This window comes from Gillisia sp. JM1, assembly GCF_000424645.1.
Classification (GTDB): Bacteria; Bacteroidota; Bacteroidia; order Flavobacteriales; family Flavobacteriaceae; genus Gillisia.
The window spans coordinates 953,687-971,152 of sequence record NZ_KE384219.1 but is presented as its reverse complement, the minus strand read 5'-3'; the positions used below and the strand labels follow the sequence as shown (position 1 = coordinate 971,152).

General features: G+C 34.9%; 15 protein-coding genes. 11 read left to right on the top strand and 4 right to left on the bottom strand.

Going from position 1 to position 17,466, the window contains the following annotated elements; translation table 11 throughout:
• The first annotated feature begins 1 nt into the window (after position 1).
• Both H033_RS0118835 and H033_RS0118830 read left to right on the top strand, forming a co-directional pair.
• Entirely contained in the window at positions 2–1,207 is a 1,206-nt protein-coding gene (locus H033_RS0118835) for a DUF4249 domain-containing protein (protein WP_026839688.1), read from the top strand.
• A gap of 9 nt (positions 1,208–1,216) precedes the next feature.
• Positions 1,217–2,977, top strand: a complete 1,761-nt coding sequence (locus H033_RS0118830) for a hypothetical protein (RefSeq protein WP_026839687.1) — start codon at positions 1,217–1,219, stop codon at positions 2,975–2,977.
• 54 nt (positions 2,978–3,031) lie between these two features.
• On the opposite strand, the gene H033_RS0118825 is transcribed toward H033_RS0118830, so the two are convergent.
• Both H033_RS0118825 and gldJ read right to left on the bottom strand, forming a co-directional pair.
• Complete coding sequence (locus H033_RS0118825; RefSeq protein ID WP_026839686.1) at positions 3,032–4,330, bottom strand: UDP-N-acetylmuramoyl-tripeptide--D-alanyl-D-alanine ligase; 1,299 nt, start codon at positions 4,328–4,330, stop codon at positions 3,032–3,034.
• Positions 4,331–4,464: 134 nt separating this feature from the next.
• On the bottom strand, positions 4,465–6,132 hold the full coding sequence (gene gldJ, locus H033_RS0118820; protein ID WP_026839685.1) for a gliding motility lipoprotein GldJ: 1,668 nt from the start codon (positions 6,130–6,132) through the stop codon (positions 4,465–4,467).
• A 352-nt stretch (positions 6,133–6,484) separates the two neighbouring features.
• Between gldJ and porV the strand changes: the two genes are divergently transcribed.
• From porV to H033_RS0118775, 9 genes are all read left to right on the top strand, one after another.
• A complete protein-coding gene (gene porV / locus H033_RS0118815) occupies positions 6,485–7,642 on the top strand; it encodes a type IX secretion system outer membrane channel protein PorV (protein WP_026839684.1) in 1,158 nt (385 codons plus the stop codon).
• Positions 7,643–7,726: 84 nt separating this feature from the next.
• Positions 7,727–8,209, top strand: coding sequence for a cytidine deaminase (gene cdd / locus H033_RS0118810; protein WP_026839683.1), 483 nt, complete (start codon positions 7,727–7,729; stop codon positions 8,207–8,209).
• Between the two features lie 106 nt (positions 8,210–8,315).
• Positions 8,316–9,317, top strand: a complete 1,002-nt coding sequence (gene pdhA, locus H033_RS0118805; RefSeq protein ID WP_026839682.1) for a pyruvate dehydrogenase (acetyl-transferring) E1 component subunit alpha — start codon at positions 8,316–8,318, stop codon at positions 9,315–9,317.
• Positions 9,318–9,320: 3 nt separating this feature from the next.
• Positions 9,321–11,006, top strand: coding sequence for a pyruvate dehydrogenase complex dihydrolipoamide acetyltransferase (locus tag H033_RS0118800; RefSeq protein WP_026839681.1), 1,686 nt, complete (start codon positions 9,321–9,323; stop codon positions 11,004–11,006).
• Between the two features lie 70 nt (positions 11,007–11,076).
• On the top strand, positions 11,077–12,069 hold the full coding sequence (locus H033_RS0118795) for a M28 family metallopeptidase (RefSeq protein ID WP_034886456.1): 993 nt from the start codon (positions 11,077–11,079) through the stop codon (positions 12,067–12,069).
• A 2-nt stretch (positions 12,070–12,071) separates the two neighbouring features.
• Positions 12,072–12,752: an SDR family NAD(P)-dependent oxidoreductase gene (locus H033_RS0118790; RefSeq protein ID WP_026839679.1), complete on the top strand. Its 681-nt coding sequence runs from the start codon at positions 12,072–12,074 to the stop codon at positions 12,750–12,752.
• Between the two features lie 10 nt (positions 12,753–12,762).
• On the top strand, positions 12,763–13,362 hold the full coding sequence (locus tag H033_RS0118785) for a SprT-like domain-containing protein (RefSeq protein ID WP_026839678.1): 600 nt from the start codon (positions 12,763–12,765) through the stop codon (positions 13,360–13,362).
• A 19-nt stretch (positions 13,363–13,381) separates the two neighbouring features.
• On the top strand, positions 13,382–14,470 hold the full coding sequence (locus H033_RS0118780) for a mannose-1-phosphate guanylyltransferase (protein WP_026839677.1): 1,089 nt from the start codon (positions 13,382–13,384) through the stop codon (positions 14,468–14,470).
• 2 nt (positions 14,471–14,472) lie between these two features.
• Positions 14,473–15,909 (top strand): DUF389 domain-containing protein, encoded by a 1,437-nt coding sequence (locus H033_RS0118775; protein ID WP_026839676.1) that lies wholly within the window; start codon positions 14,473–14,475, stop codon positions 15,907–15,909.
• Here the strand turns inward: H033_RS0118775 and H033_RS0118770 are convergent.
• Positions 15,906–16,670: an ABC transporter ATP-binding protein gene (locus H033_RS0118770; protein ID WP_026839675.1), complete on the bottom strand. Its 765-nt coding sequence runs from the start codon at positions 16,668–16,670 to the stop codon at positions 15,906–15,908. The genes H033_RS0118775 and H033_RS0118770 overlap by 4 nt on opposite strands.
• Complete coding sequence (locus tag H033_RS0118765) at positions 16,670–17,407, bottom strand: MlaE family ABC transporter permease (protein WP_026839674.1); 738 nt, start codon at positions 17,405–17,407, stop codon at positions 16,670–16,672. Before H033_RS0118765 ends, H033_RS0118770 begins: the two co-directional genes overlap by 1 nt.
• Between the last annotated feature and the right edge of the window lie 59 nt (positions 17,408–17,466).

Sequence of the window (17,466 nt, the reverse complement as noted above, 5' to 3'; positions counted from 1 at the left end):
AATGATGGATTTTATTAAACATAGAGATTTAAAAATAAGCTGGTATTTTAGTTTAGTGGCTATATTGTTTTGTAGCTGCGTGGAGCCTTACGATATCGAAACTAAAACCTTTGAAAGTGCTTTAGTAGTAGAAGGTACTATTACAGATCAGCGAGAAACGCAGGAAATCAAACTTTCCAGAACCTTTAGATTAGAAGAAAATAATCCAGCACCAGAAAATGATGCCAAGGTGAAAGTTGTAGGGGACGATGGTGTTGAATATTTCTTCAGCTCAATTGGGGAAGGTATATATCATTCTAACAATCAATTTCGAGCCATTTCTGGTGTGAATTATTCTTTAGAAATAATGACCGAAGATGGAAGCAGCTATGCTTCAAAACCAAGTACTTTGAGTGGAACAAGTATCATAGATGATATTTCTGCAATTAGAACAGTTCAAACAATAGATGGCCTAGATTCGGATGGAATTGTAATATTGGTAGATAGTAGGAATGCTTCCGCTAGCAGTATTTATTATCGCTATACCTTCGAGGAGACTTACAAAATTAAATCACAATATAACGTTCAAAAAAAGCTTATAGTAACAGAAGGCGGCGGTCTGGAAGTAGTCTGGAAAGAAGAACCAGATAATATTTGTTATAGAACAGAGTTTTCTAACGATATAATTTTGACCAATACAAATTTAATTACAGATAATAATATTGAAAAAGCACAGGTTCATTTTATAGATAAAAGTAATACAGCTTTAGCGTATAGATACAGTATTTTGGTAAAGCAATACTCACTTTCTAGAGAAGCTTATGAATTTTATGAAATTTTAAAGGAACTATCGGGCTCAGAAAGTCTTTTCTCTCAAAATCAACCAGGATTTATTAACGGAAATTTGTTTTCTTTAGATAATCCAAACGAAAAAGTTTTGGGTTATTTTTCAGTTTCTGCGGTAGATTCCAAGAGACTGTTTTTCAGTTTCACAGATTTTTTTGATCTTTTAGAGTTTCCTAGGTCAAAATTTGACTGCTCAATAACTCGACCAGACGCATTTGCTTTACTTGGACTTATTGAATCTGGAATAGTTCAATATTATGGCGATGCTGGTCTGGGCAGTCCTTCCGATGAGGGAGAGGGTCCGTACAGAGTAGCCAACATTATTTGTATAGATTGTAGAATATTAGGAACAACTGAAGTTCCCGAATTTTGGATAGAATAAGTAAGATATATGAAACAATTAATTTATCTATTTGCACTTTTTACATTTTCTATCCCTAAAATTTTGGGACAGAACCAGGACACGAATTTAGCGGAGCTTGAAGCTAAAATTCCTCAGGAAAAAGTCTTTATTCATTATAATTCATCAATACTTTTTCCTGGGGAATACCTTTATTATAAATTATACACTTTAAACAAAGAAAATAAGAATTTAAGTGATATTAGTAAAATAGCTTATGTAGAACTTATCGATAGCTCTGGTAAATCTGTTATAAAGCATAAGCTCAACCTAGATGGAGGTTTGGGACAAGGTGACTTTTTTATCCCTACTTCACTAAAATCTGGGAACTATAAAATAGTAGGTTATACAAAATGGATGCGAAATGGAGGAAGTAAAAATTACTTTAGTGGGAATATAACCATTATTAATCCCTACAGAAATGATCAAGAAGCCATTCTGAGTACAGTTGATTCCACCTTAACCACTAAGAAAGTATCAGAATATCTACAGGTTGTAGATAATATGGATGATTTTAAAATTGAATTAGCTGAAGGAACCACTTACGGGAAAAGAGATATGGTTTCTTTTAGCATTCAGAATTCAAGGATATCCAAAATTACAGGAAATTTTTCCATATCGGTTAGAAAAAAGGATAGTCTTGATTTGCCAAAACGAGTAACCGCAACTAATTTTTTGGATTCTTACCTTGTTAGTAATAGAAATACAAATAGAGACTCTACGTTTTTGCCCGATCTAAGGGGCGATCTTTACTCCGGGAAAATTATAGTAAAGAGTAATTCGCAAGAAATTGCACAACAGGAAAAAATAGCGATTTCTATACCTGGAGATGATTTTGCACTTCAATTGAGTCAGGCAGACAGCAAAGGAAACTTTTATTTTATATTAAACGAAGGTGATTATGGAGATGATATGTTCCTTCAGGTAACGGGAGAAAATCGAAAAGAATATGACATTGAAGTGAATCAAGAATCCTATTTTGATTTTGCTAATATGAAGTTTGAGGGATTTGTAATTAATGAGGACCTTCGAAATTTAATAGTTAAAAGGAGTATATATAATCAGATAGAAAATAGTTATTACTCGGCTAAACCAGATACTCTTAGGATTAAACAGCATAGTGTACCTTTCTATGGATTAAAAAATGTAGAAACATATAAGTTGGATGATTATACCCGATTCAAGACGGTCCAAGAGACTTTCATAGAAATAATAACTAACGCTAGAATAAGAAAGGGTGAAAATGGCGAGGCAGTATTTGAGGTATATCCTTTATTAAATGCACAAAACTTAATTTCACCTGCTCTTTTATTGGTAGATGGAGTTTATATACAGGATACAGAACGATTATTAAACTATGATGCTCTTAAAATAGATGAAGTGGAATTAGTTAGGGATAAATATTTTTATGGTTCTAAGATTTTTACTGGAATAATCGCTATTCAAACTAAAGATAACGATTTTCTGGAAGGATTTACGGGAGACTTTATTACCAAAGAAAGCATGATAATTCCTCAATTAGAAAAGTTCTATTTTAAACCCGACTACTCTCAAAATAAACCAAATTCTAATCGTATTCCAGATTTCAGATTACAATTATTATGGGAGCCAAATTTTGACTATTCAGAAGTTACTAATGGAGAAGTGCTGTTTTACACTTCAGATGTTCCAGGGGAATACGAAATTTCAATAGAGGGTTTTACCGCAAACGGTGCACCTGTTTCTTTGATTAAAAGTTTTAAAGTAAAATGATGAATTTTCATCCCTGAATAAAAGTGATGTTTATAGCAAAATAGAAGCTCTAAATTATTTTTTTACAGCGGACTTTAAAACATCTAAAACACGCTCCAGAGCCATACCTCTTGAGCCCTTAATAAGAATATAGGAATTATTGAATTCTGTGGTTTCTAAGCTAAATTGTAAATCCGAAAATGATTTTAACTTCGTGATTTTATGCCTTGCGCTGGTGGTTTTATAAAAATTATCTCCTACTAAATAAGCATGTAACACATTTATACTTTCAAGATAATTCACGATGTTTTGATGCTCTTCTTCAGAAGAAGTTCCCAGCTCAAACATATCCCCTAAGATCACTATTTTATTTTCTGCAGGATTAGCTTTAAAACTTTCCAATGCAGCTTTCATGCTCGTTGGATTTGCGTTATACGCATCCATTAGTAAAGTGTTGCTGCCAAGTTTAACGATTTGAGAGCGGTTATTCTTTGGGAGATAGCCGATAATGGCTTTCTGAATTCTTTCTATTGATATTTTGAAGTATAGCCCAACGCAAATAGATGCGGCAATATTTATGGCATTGTAGGCACCTGTAAGCTGACTTTTAATTTTGATTTGCTTGTATTGAACTTCGGCTAAAGTATTAGTGCTATCATAATTAATTACAACGTCGGCATCGACCGATTCTCCGAAAGTAAATATATCATTATAGATGGTTTGATTTTGCTGAATAGGATCATCAATGTTCAAAAACAGCTTCCCGTTATTTGACTTTAAATACTTGTATAATTCACTTTTGCCTAAAATCACTCCTTCTATGCTTCCAAAGCCTTCCAGATGTGCTTTCCCGAAATTGGTGATATAGCCAAAATTAGGTCTTGCTATTTCGCATAATTTTTCGATTTCTTTTATGTGGTTGGCTCCCATTTCTACTATTCCAAATTCAGTTTTGGAATTCATAGATAGTAAGCTGAGAGGAACCCCTATATGATTGTTGAGATTGCCAACTGTAGCTACCGTTTCAAACTTTTTCTTTAATACGGCATGTATTAATTCCTTACTGGTGGTTTTTCCATTACTTCCTGTAATTGCTAGAATTGGAATGTTTAAAAATTCCCGGTGATAGGTGCTTAATTTTTGAAGTGTCTCTAGGACATTTTCAACTAAAATATAACGATCATTCGGCTTATTTAATTCTTCATCTATAATTGCATAGCCTGCGCCTTTTGAAAGTGCTTTTTCAGCAAATAAATTACCGTTAAAATTGTCCCCCCTCAATGCGAAAAATAGCTGATTGGTTTTAATTGCGCGGGTATCTGTAGCCACGCCTTTGCTCTCAAGAAAAAGCTGATGTAATGTTTCAATATTCATTACTTAAATATATTAAATAGCAAACGGTTTAAAAAGTAGTTTTTCAAATTTTAAAATAAATTAGAAACCTAAGTGTCCAATTATTATAAACGAAAAATAAACTTTTTAAACCGCTTTATTCAAAGACGCAGAGATTAATTTCTTGCTGTCTTGTTTTTGTCTTTAGATTTAGAACCAACTCTAGACATTGCATTTCTAAACCCTATATAGTCTGTAGCCATATCTTGAGGGAAATATCTTCTTTGGGAAGGGTCTAACCAATACGCTCTATCTCTCCATGAACCACCCTTATATACACGAACTTCATCACTAATCATAGTAGTCCTGCTAGTTTCGTCGTATTTAGGTTTTACATTTCCTGTACTATCTGTGTCTGTGCTGAATTGAGGAGAGTTATACATTCTCTTAGATGGATTAGAGATCTCGTTGAAGGGCTCGTAATACCTTGTGGAACTTTTATCTCCATCACGGAAGTTTCTATTGTCACTTTCGTTAAAGTTTGTTCTAAGATAAGTGTCCTTTTCATTAATTGGGACTTGTGCAATTTCTCCAGGAAGGGCACGAGCCATAATTCTACCGCTACTTAAAGTATCATATACTACACCTTCTGGCGCAACAATTTTTACTGTACCATCATCATTAATAGCATTTTTGGTATAAACATTTCCTCTATAGTAATTAAAGTCGTTAAATTCATCATCTACAATAGGTCTGTAAACATCGGCAACCCATTCTGCTACGTTTCCGGCCATATCATAAAGACCATGATCGTTTGCTGCGTAAGACTTAACTTCTGCAGTAATATCTGCACCGTCATCACTCCATCCTGCAATTCCGCCATAATCACCGTCACCTTGTTTGAAGTTAGCTAATTGGTCTCCTTGTCTTTTCACGTCTCCTGAGCGAGTATATTGGCCATCCCATGGGTATTTTTTTCTACCACGGTAAACATTATAATTTCTAATGCCTACTAATCCTAAAGCTGCATATTCCCATTCCGCTTCAGTTGGCAATCTGTATTCAGGTAATAGTACACCATCCTTACGTTGGATGTAGATGTTTTTAGCATTACTCGTATCCTTCGCAGTGCCTAATTTATCGGCATTTTTACCTCCACGTGTAATACTATCGTTTCCACCATAAGCCATGGTAGGTGCATTAAGATATGTTTCTGTATCAAAAGTAGTACCTGCTGAAACATCTGTATAACGAGCACCTTCTTTAGTATAGCCTTCATTTTCTAATTGTAATTCATTTACCCTATTGGTTCTCCATTTACTAAATTCAGTTGCCTGAATCCAGTTTACTCCAACTACAGGATATCTTGAATATGCCGGGTGGCGTAGGTAGTTATTTACCATGGTCTCGTTGAAACCTAGTCTATTTCTCCATACCAAAGTATCTGGTACAGCACCAGAATAAATATTTTTATAATTTTCTTCACTTGGAGGAAAAACATTTTTCAACCAATCCAGGTATTCCATATACATGATGTTGGTGACTTCAGTTTCGTCCATGTAGAAGGACTGAACGTGTTGCTGAGTAGGACTGTTATTCCAGTCATGCATAACGTCATCCTGAACTCTACCCATTGTAAAGGTTCCGCCTTCAACAAAAACAAGTCCAGGGCCAGTTTCCTGCTCCTTATAATCTGTCTTGTATTGGAAACCACCTTCTTTAGAATTAATATCCCATCCAGTAGCTCGTGAGTTGTTTTTGTAATCTCTAGAATTGTTACAACTAAATAAGCTAGCGCCTAGAGCGATAGCAAATAGTGTCTTAAAGGCAACATTAGTCCTCATATTTTATTCTGTTTGTGTAGTAATTTAGGCCTTGCAATATAGTGATTAACGCGAAAAATACAAGTTTATTTTATCTTAATCAAAATATGCTAAACACTTAATATTCTTAAGGCTTAGAACTTTTTTGACATATCTAATATTGTCACAAAAGTAAGATTAAAAGTTCAGGTTTGAAATATTTTTAGTTAAGCACATTAAAACAAGTGGGTAGATACAATAAAAACTGCAAATTGTAGTTTTAATAGAATCCTTGAGTTTTTACTAACTCTATTAAAATTCAATGCAAAATTGATGAGAGGAACTTCTCTTAACAAAAATAAAAATATATATTTGTTAAAGACTAATTAATGTGATGAAAAAAATTACTATACTTTTTCTTGGATTTTCCCTTTTGTCAAACGCACTTGTCTTCTCTCAGGAGGAACGCGATAGGGTTATAACTACAGCTATACCTTTCTTGTTAATTGCTGCTGATGCTAGAGCAGCTGGTATGGGAGATCAGGGAGTTGCAACTTCTGCAGATGCTTTTTCTCAACAATGGAATCCTGCTAAGTTTGCATTTATAAATAGCGAACAAGGTATTGGTGTATCCTACACGCCTTATCTAAGCAGTATAGTTAATGATATATTTTTGGGGAACCTTACCTATTTTAATAGACTTGACGATAGAAGTGCTGTTGCAGCAAGTTTAAGATATTTTAGTTTGGGATCTATTGAAACTCAGGAGAACTTTGGAGATGAAGCTTTATTATTGAGTCCGAACGAATTTACTTTAGATGTTTCTTATTCTTTACGATTAGCCGATAATTTTTCTATGGCGGTTGCAGGACGTTACTTAAGATCAGATCTTAAGTTGGCAGTAAATAGTGAAGATGCTACTGCGGCTTCTTCTTTTGGTGTAGATATAGCTGCATTCTATCAAAGTCAAAATATTGTATTTTCCAATTTTGACGGAAAAATTAGAGGAGGAGCAAATATCTCTAATATTGGTCCAAAAATTAAATATGATGAAGTAGGTCAGGAAAATTTTATCCCTACCAATCTTAAAGTTGGAGGAGGATTCGATTTTATTTTTGACCCTTCTAATAGGTTAGGAACTTATCTTGAATTCAATAAATTATTAGTTCCAACACCACAAGATTTTAATGGGGATGGGCAGATTGATGTTGCAGATGAAGATGAATATAATAATATTGGTTCTATTGAAGGAATTTTCAAATCTTTTGGAGATGCTCCAAATGGGTTTAGTGAAGAACTGAAAGAAGTTACCTGGGCCTTGGGTGCAGAATATGTTTTTCAGGATCAATTCTCACTGAGATCGGGATATTTTAATGAAAGTTATGATAAAGGTTCAAGAAAATTTGTGGCGATAGGAGCCGGATTTAAATATGCGCCAGTTGTAATAGATGTATCATACTTGTTTTCAACATCCCGACAAATAAGCCCTTTAGAGGGAACGCTAAGGTTTGGGTTAGTCTTTAATTTCGGGGAAACATTCTACGATAATTAATAATTTGTATATTTCCTGAAGTTCGTTACGTGGCCTATTTTAAATGGTTACAATACTATCACGAACAAAAATCAACTACTTTAAATGAAATTAATTACTGTTTCTACATCCATAGAGATTTACGATTCTATAGATGAACTTCCAGTGGAAGTTATAAAATTAATGAATACAGCTGTTGAAGCACGGGAAAAAGCATATGCTCCATATTCAAAATTTCAGGTTGGTGCTGCCATACTTTTAGATAATAATGAAGTGATTCCCGGTAGCAATCAGGAAAATGCCTCTTATCCCAGTGGTTTGTGTGCAGAGAGAACCGCAATCTATTATGCAGGAGCCAAGTACCCTAAAGCTATTATTAAGATAATGGCAATTTCGGCTACTTCCTTAAATCATGCTGTAACTTATCCAATACCTCCTTGTGGAGCATGTAGGCAGGCTATTGCAGAATATGAGGTCAAGCAAAATGAACCTATAGAAATTTATTTTATGGGAGAAAGTGGTGAGGTTGCAAAATCCAATTCTCTGAAAGATTTATTGCCTTTTGCATTTGATAAGTCAAATCTATAACGATTTAGTAGTTTTTAATATTAAAACTGTTTTTCATTCCTATTGAAAATAGTATTTTTGTTATCCGCTAGGCAAAAACCAGTGTCCGGTCTAAATATATTTGTAAATGAAGAAAATTACCAAAGCCACATATTTGAAGTGGTACGAGGATATGCTTTTTTGGAGAAAGTTTGAGGATAAATTAGCTCAAGTATATATTCAACAAAAAGTACGAGGTTTTTTGCACCTATATAATGGTCAAGAAGCAATTTTAGCCGGATCATTGCATGCAATGGATCTTACCAAAGATAAGATGATCACTGCTTATAGAAACCACGTTCAGCCAATCGGGATGGGTGTAGACCCAAAACGAGTGATGGCAGAACTATTTGGTAAAAAAACAGGTACTTCTCAAGGTTTGGGAGGTTCTATGCACATATTTTCCAAAGAACATCGTTTTTACGGTGGTCATGGAATTGTAGGTGGACAAATCCCTTTAGGAGCTGGATTGGCTTTTGCCGATAAGTATTTCAAAAGAGATGCGGTTACCTTAACTTTTATGGGAGATGGTGCTATGCGCCAAGGTTCTCTTCATGAAACTTTAACCATGGCTGTTAACTGGAATTTACCAGTTGTTTTCTGTGTAGAAAATAATGGGTATGCTATGGGAACTTCCGTCGCCAGAACCTCCAAGAATACAGAGATCTGGAAAATGGGGTTGGCTTATGATATGCCTTGTGGTCCAGTAGATGCTATGAATCCTATTAAGGTTGCAGAGGCGATGGATGAAGCTATTAAGAGAGCTAGGGATGGAAAAGGACCTACTTTCTTGGAGTTGAAAACCTATAGATATAGAGGTCATTCCATGAGTGATGCACAGAAGTATAGAACTAAAGATGAAGTTGCCGAATATCAAAAAATAGATCCTATAACTCAGATTTTAGAGGTTATAAAAGATAAAAAATACGCAACAGAAAAAGAGATCAAGGAAATAGACAAGCGTGTAAAGGATTTGGTTCTGGAATGTGAAAAATTCGCAGAAGAATCAGACTATCCAGACGCAAGCTTGATGTATGATGCTGTTTACGAGCAAGAAGATTATCCGTTTTTATCACATAAAGTAGAGTAAATTATGGCTGAAGTAATAAATATGCCACGTTTAAGTGACACCATGGAAGAAGGTGTTGTTGCTAAATGGTTGAAGAAAGTTGGAGATAAGGTTGAGGAAGGAGATATTTTGGCTGAAATCGAAACAGATAAAGCTACTATGGAATTTGAATCTTTTCACGAAGGGACATTATTGCATATTGGAATTGAAGAAGGAGAAGCCGCTCCCGTAGATAATTTACTTGCCATTATTGGTGAAGAAGGAGAGGATATTTCCAGTTTATTGAAGGATAATAAATCTTCCGATAAAAAGGAAAAAGCTAAGGAATCTAAGGATGAATCCAAAGATGCTCCAAAAGCAGATTCTAAGAAGGTTAAGGAAAAAGAGGATGATGATAATAGTGAAGAGTCTGAATCTTCAAATGAAATTCCTGAAGGAGTAGAGGTGATCAACATGCCTAGACTTAGTGATACCATGGAAGAAGGTACAGTAGCTTCTTGGCTTAAAAAAGAAGGAGATAAAGTAGAAGAAGGAGATATTTTAGCTGAAATCGAAACCGACAAAGCTACTATGGAATTTGAATCTTTTTATAATGGAACTTTATTGAAAATTGGAGTTCAAGAAGGAGAGACAGTAAAAGTTGATACTTTATTAGCTATTATTGGTCCTGAAGGAACAGATATTTCTGGAATTACTTCCGGGGAACCTAAGTCGAAATCTTCTGGTAAAAAAGAGGAAACTGCTTCTAAGGAAGAGGATTCTGCTAATGATGCTTCAGAAGAAAAATCGAATGTGAATACTACCGAGGCGAAAGATGGAAGTAGAATATTCGCTTCACCTTTAGCAAAGAAGATTGCCGAAGACAAAGGAATAGATCTGGCAGAAGTTAATGGTTCTGGCGAAAATGGACGAATTGTAAAGAAAGATATTGAGTCTTTCCAACCTTCAGCTAAACCTGCTGCGGCAAAAACAGAAAGTCCTGCGGCTTCTTCAGAAAAAACAGTTCAAACATACACACCCGCTGGCGAAGAATCTTTTGAGGATATCAAGAATTCTCAGATGCGTAAGACTATTGCAAAGCGTTTAGGAGAATCTAAATTTACTGCGCCTCACTATTATTTAACTATAGAAGTGAACATGGAAACTGCAATCGCTTCCAGAAAACAGATAAATGAAATTCCAGATGTTAAGGTATCATTTAACGATATGGTGATCAAAGCTTCTGCGATGGCATTGAGAAAACATCCTAGAGTGAATTCTCAATGGACTGGAGATGCTACAAAAATTGCGAAACATATCCATATGGGTGTTGCCGTAGCTGTAGAAGACGGATTGGTTGTGCCTGTTGTAAAATATGCAGATCAATTATCTATGACTCAAATTGGAGCACATGTAAAAGACCTTGCAGGAAAATCGCGAAATAAAAAGCTGCAACCATCAGAGATGGAAGGAAGCACTTTTACGGTTTCTAATCTTGGAATGTTCGGGATCACTGAATTTACCAGTATCATAAATCAGCCGAATTCTGCAATCCTTTCGGTAGGAGCAATTGTAGAAAAGCCGGTAGTGAAAGACGGACAGATCGTAGTAGGGAATACCATGAAAGTTACTTTGGCGTGTGACCATAGAACTGTAGATGGCGCTACTGGAGCTGCTTTCTTGCAAACTCTAAAAGTATATTTGGAGAACCCAGTAACTATGTTGGCATAATCCAAAGACTTTTTAGAATATACTATTTAAAAATCCCGCGCTATTGCGGGATTTTTTTATCTTTATAACTATGATAAAAACATATTTAAGTACAGCTTGTTTAGGACTACTATTGTTGTTTTCCGCGTGTAATCTTACACAAAAATCTACAGAAGAATCCAAAGTTATTATTCCGGCTAAAATTGAAACGCCAAAAGCATCAATTGATCAGACTTCAGTTAAATCTGAAATAGAATTTCTAGCATCTAATGATTTACAAGGTCGGAATACGGGATCCGAAGGGATAAACAAAGCAGCAGTTTATATACAGGATATCCTCCAAAAGAATAACATTAAGCCTTATTTTACAACTTATAGAGATTCTTTTGAAGTTAAAGATGCAATTGGATATAATATTGTTGGGTTTAAGGAAGGAACAGATCCAGTTTTAAAAAATGAGTTCTTAATAATAAGTGCCCATTACGATCATATTGGGTTACTATCTCCAATTGGAAAGGATTCTATAGCAAATGGTGCTAATGATAACGCAGCGGGTTCTGTTGCAGTACTGGAATTGGCAAAATACTTTGGAGCTGCACCAATAAATAAAAGAAGTATTCTCTTTGTTTTTCTTTCTGCGGAAGAAAAAGGCCTTTTAGGTTCCAAGCATTTAGCAAAAAGATTAAAAGACGAAAAGCTAGATCTATACGTTAACTTGAATATAGAAATGATTGGAGTGCCTATGGTTGGAAAAGATCATATGGCGTATTTAACAGGATTTGAAGAATCTAATCTGGCAGCTAAATTCAATGAATATTCTAATGAAAAGGTTCTAGGGTTTCTGCCGAAAGCAAAGGAATTTAATCTTTTTAAACGCAGCGACAACTACTCATTCTACAAAGAATTCAACGTGCCGGCGCAAACCATTAGTACTTTCGATTTTACGAATTATAATTATTACCATCAAGTTCAGGATGAAGCAGATAAGATGGATATTCCGTTTATGGCAGATCTAATAGAATCTATTATTCCCGGAATATATACTATGGCAAATACATCAACTAAAGAAATAAAATTAAATTAAAAATGAAGCATGTTGTAATAACAGGAACCAGTAGAGGAATTGGATTTGAAATGGTCAAGATTTTTTCTGAAGCCGGTCATCATGTAATAGCATTATCCAGGAAATCAGAATCTCTTCAAGCTTTAAATTTGAAGAATGTTCAGGTAATTGCTTGCGATATTACTAAGGAAGAGGAGCTTCAAAAAATAGCGGCTCATATTGCAGTGACTTGGAATAATGTTGATGTTTTAATAAATAATGCAGGAGCAATTTTAAATAAATCCTTTGCTGAAGGATCTTTGGCAGAATTTAAAGCCATTTATGATACTAATGTTTTCGGAGTGGCCGGACTTATTCAAAAATTACTTCCTGTTATGAATTCTAATTCTCATGTAGTTAATATAAGCAGTATGGGCGGAGTACAAGGCAGTATGAAATTCCCCGGTCTTTCTGCATATAGCTCGAGTAAAGGAGCCTTAATAACTCTAACAGAGATGTTAGCAGAAGAATATAAAGAAAATGGACCGTCTTTTAATGTATTGGCTTTAGGTGCTGTACAAACTGAAATGTTGGAAGAAGCATTTCCAGGTTATAAAGCACCGGTTTCTGCAAAAGAGATGGCTAAGTATATCGTTGATTTCAGTCTTACTGCTCAAGAATATTATAACGGTAAACTTTTACAGGTTTCTAATAGCACCCCTTAAAGAGGAAGAAATGAGTGATGTTCTTGAAAAATATTTACCGAGTCATGCTGTATCTCCATTATTCAAACTTATTGAGCAAAATAACATTCATCTAAAGATTGTTAATGAAAGGGTTACTAGGCATGGAGATTACAGAAGGAAAGAAAATGGAGTTCATCAAATAACCATCAACGCCAATTTAAATAAGTTCAGATTTTTAATAACCTTAGTTCATGAAATTGCTCATCTACTAGCCTTCGAAAGGTTTGGTACAACAATTAAACCACATGGTAGGGAATGGAAATTCACCTTTCAGCAAATGATGTTACCATTTATAAGACCTGAAATATTTCCAGTACAATTACTACCTTTAATTGCAAAACATTTCAAAAACCCGAAAGCGAGCAGCGATACCGACGCCCAATTATCTGTAGCCCTTAAAAGTTATGACCCCGAAAATGATAAAAATTATGTTTTCGAACTTCCTCTTGGAGGTGTGTTTAGAATTTATAACGGTAAGGTTTTTAAAAAAGGTGCTAAGAGAAGAAAACGCTATGAGTGTGTGGAGATGGATACCGGTAGGATTTATTTATTTCAACCTAATGCCGAAGTTGAGTTAATAGCAGGCTAGATTTTAAAGAAAAGAAATAATGAAAAGTTACAATCAAGATTATTATGCGGTAATTATGGCTGGTGGAGTAGGTTCCAGATTCTGGCCTTTAAGTACAGCTAAATATCCAAAGCAGTTTCACGATATGTTAGGCCTAGGGGAAACCTTATTGCAAAGCACTTTTAATAGACTTACCAGTGTAGTTCCCTATGAGAATATCCTTATTTTGAGTAATGAGGCATACAACGATATTATTAAGGAACAGCTTCCAAAAATAACTCAGGAGCAAATTATATTGGAGCCAGCAATGCTAAATACTGCGCCTTGTATCTTATTAGCGGCAATGAAGATCAAGAAAAAAAATCTAAATGCTGTAATGATTGTAGCTCCTAGTGATCATTTTATTAACGATGAAGATGCCTTTGCTGCAGATATAAATTTAGCTTTAAAAGCTGCTAGTAAAGAAGATATTCTTGTAACATTGGGAATAAAACCCACTTTCCCAAACACCGGCTACGGATACATAAAATACGAAAAAGAAGAGGGGAAAGATCTTCAGAAAGTGGAGGTTTTTACTGAAAAGCCAACATTAAGAAATGCTAAAAAGTATTTAGAAGAAGGGAATTACGTATGGAATGCCGGAATCTTCATTTGGAAAGCATCTTTTATTGCTGATTCTTTTAAAACGTATTTGCCAGAAATGTTCGATCTATTTAATGAAGGAATAGAACATCTAAACACTCCCAAAGAAGAAAAGTTTGTTAAGGAAACCTATCCAGAGGCAAAAAATATTTCTATAGACTATGCAATCATGGAAAAGTCAGATTCGGTTTATATAATTCCTGCCTCCTTTAAATGGAGCGATTTGGGAACTTGGGGTTCCTTATATGATGAGCTAGCAAAAGATGAAAATAATAATGCCGTGGTGAATACGCGATTGCTGCCTCAAGATGCTAGTGGAAATATAATCTACACTCATAATTCTAAAGTTGTAGTTTTAGAAGGGCTTCAAGATTATATTATAGTAGACGATAAAGATGTTCTTCTTATTGTACCCAAAGAAAAAGAACAAGAAATTAAGGAAATTAGAAATGCGGTGATGACAAAATTTGATGAGAATCTAGGATAAGAATGGTAAATCAGGATAACATAGGAAGCAACCCTCCAGAATCAGAAACTTTCGATACGGAATTCTCTAAGGCTAAAGGTCTATGGGAAAATATCAAAGTTTTTATTTCTGAACTATTGGATATTCGGCCGGATACGGACAGAGAATCTACTGTAGAAGCTATCACGAAAGATATTTCCTTTAAAGGGCATAACGCATGGATCCTTATCTTTTCCATTTTTGTAGCCTCTATTGGACTAAATGTTGGTAGTACAGCAGTGGTAATAGGTGCGATGCTTATTTCCCCATTAATGGGACCAATTGTAGGGATAGGACTTTCTGTAGCGATTAACGATGTAAGGATGTTAAAAAGATCCTTTATCAACCTTGGTGTGATGGTATTTCTGAGTGTACTTACTGCTACTTTTTATTTTTTTATATCTCCAATCAAAAATCCATCACCAGAGATCTTAGCTCGTACGTATCCTACTATTTTAGACGTTTTGGTTGCTATTTTTGGTGGTTTGGCATTGATTGTTGCTAAGACGAAAAAAGGAACCATTGCAAGTGTGATTTTTGGAGTTGCCATAGCCACAGCATTGATGCCGCCACTTTGTACTGTAGGTTATGGATTGGCAATAGGAAATTTGGAATATGCTAGTGGAGCACTTTACTTATTTTCGATAAATGCTGTTTTTATAGCCTTATCAACATTTCTGGTTTCTAAACTGCTTGGTTTTCCTTTGGTGAAATATGCCAACCAGAAAAAAAGACGCAGAATTGCACAAATAGCAACTGCAGTAGCAATAATCGTGATGATACCGAGTGTTATTTTGTTCGTCAATCTCCTTAGAATTCAAGTTTTTGAATCGAAAACAGAAGAATATTTAGCAAATGTGGTCAAGTATGAGGGTACAGAAACTATTAAATACGAGGAAGATTTTAATAAGAAAAAGATAGAAGTCTATCTAATTGGAAAGGTGGTTCCTAGTAGAACAATTGAATTTTGGCGTGAGAGCCTAAACGATTACGAAGCTTTAAAAGGCAGTAAATTAATCATTCATCAGGGAATAAACGATGGTGGGGATATCCATTTATTGTCATCTCAGGTTAAAAGTGGAATATTAGAAGAACTTTATCTTAAGAATCAAGAAGTGATAGAGAATAAAGATGCCCAAATTAGTTTTTTAGAAAATGAACTTTTGAAATATAAGCAAGAAGATTTTTCTTTTGAAGAGATAAGCAGAGAGCTCAAAATCAACTATCAGGAGGTTGAGAATTTGGCTTATGCACATACTATTTCAACTAATTTCAAGAAAACAGATACTATTCCCACATTCAATGTGACTTGGGATCGGAAAATAAAAAGGGCAGATAAGATCGCAAAGGTGGGCAAGATTCAACAGTGGTTAACTCTGAGGTTGAAATTAGATACGCTTAGTGTTAGATCTCTTAATTAATACCCTTTTAATTGCGCATCCCTTACTTTTTTGAAAAGATCTGAAGAGTATACGAAATCGGTCACTGTTTTGTCTTCTGTTTTAAAGATCTGGGATTTATCGCCTTTCCAAGCTAGAACACCATCCTTTAAAAATGCAATATTTTCCCCTATTTCTAGCACAGAGTTCATATCGTGCGTTATAATTACTGTAGTTATATTATTTTCTCTGGTAAGTTCTTGAATAAGTTTATCTATAATAGTAGCTGTTGTTGGATCTAACCCTGAGTTGGGTTCATCACAAAACAAATATTTTGGTTTGTTTACAATAGCCCGCGCAATTGCTACTCGCTTTTGCATACCACCACTTATTTCAGCGGGATATTTATTTTCGTTCCCATCTAAATTCACACGTTTTAAAACTTCGGCTACTCTGGTTTTTAATTCGCGCTTTCGCTGCTTTGTAAACATTCGTAAAGGAAACATTACGTTCTCCTCCACTGTCATTGAATCAAATAAAGCACCTCCCTGAAATAACATTCCTACTTCTTTCCGCAGCTCACGTTGTTCTTCATCTGTAAAAGAAGAGTATGCTGTTCCATCATATTCTATAGTTCCTTCTTCGGGTTGAAATAAGCCGAGCATACATTTTAAAAGCACACTTTTACCCGAACCAGATTGGCCTATAACGAGGTTTGTTTTACCAGTTTCAAAAACGTAGTCTATTCCTTTTAGAATTTCTTCGCCACCAAAACCTTTATGAAGATTCTTTATTTCGATCATTAACTAAGTAATAATTGGGTTACTATATAATTTGTAATAATAAGAACAACACTAGTCCATACGAAAGCAGTTGTACTTGCATGTCCAACTTCTAATGCTCCACCTTTCATATAGTAACCATGATATGCAGGTATTGTTGCAAGGATCATTGCAAAAATGAATGTTTTAATAAATGCGTAAACAATATGAAAACCTTCAAAACCATCCTGAAGCCCGGTAAGAAATAGATCATTCCCTACAAAACCTCCAAACACTGCCGCTGCGTATGCTCCAATAATTCCTAAAAACATTGAAATTGCAATTACAAATGGATATGTAAGCATTGCAATGATCTTTGGAAATATAAGATAGTTCAAAGAATTTATACCCATCACTTCAAGTGCATCAATTTGCTCTGTTACCCTCATAGATCCAATACTGGAAGTTATAAAAGAGCCCACTTTACCTGCCATGATAATAGAGATAAAGGTAGGAGCAAATTCAAGAATTATAGATTGCCTTGCAGCAAAAGCTATCAAGGTCTTTGGGATCAAAGGATTGTTGAGGTTTAAAGCCGTTTGTATAGCAACAACGCCACCAATAAAAAAGGAGATAAAAGCAACTATTCCCAAGGAACCAATTATAAGCTCATCGATTTCTTTGAAAATTAATTCTTTAAGTACAGATCGTTTGGTCATTCTACCAAACACGCCTTTAATCATTAAAAAGTATTCACCAATAGAATGGACGTAGCTCATCAAGGAATTTTTGTAAAGCTAAAATACTAAAATTTAGCAGGAAACTATTTAACGTAGAA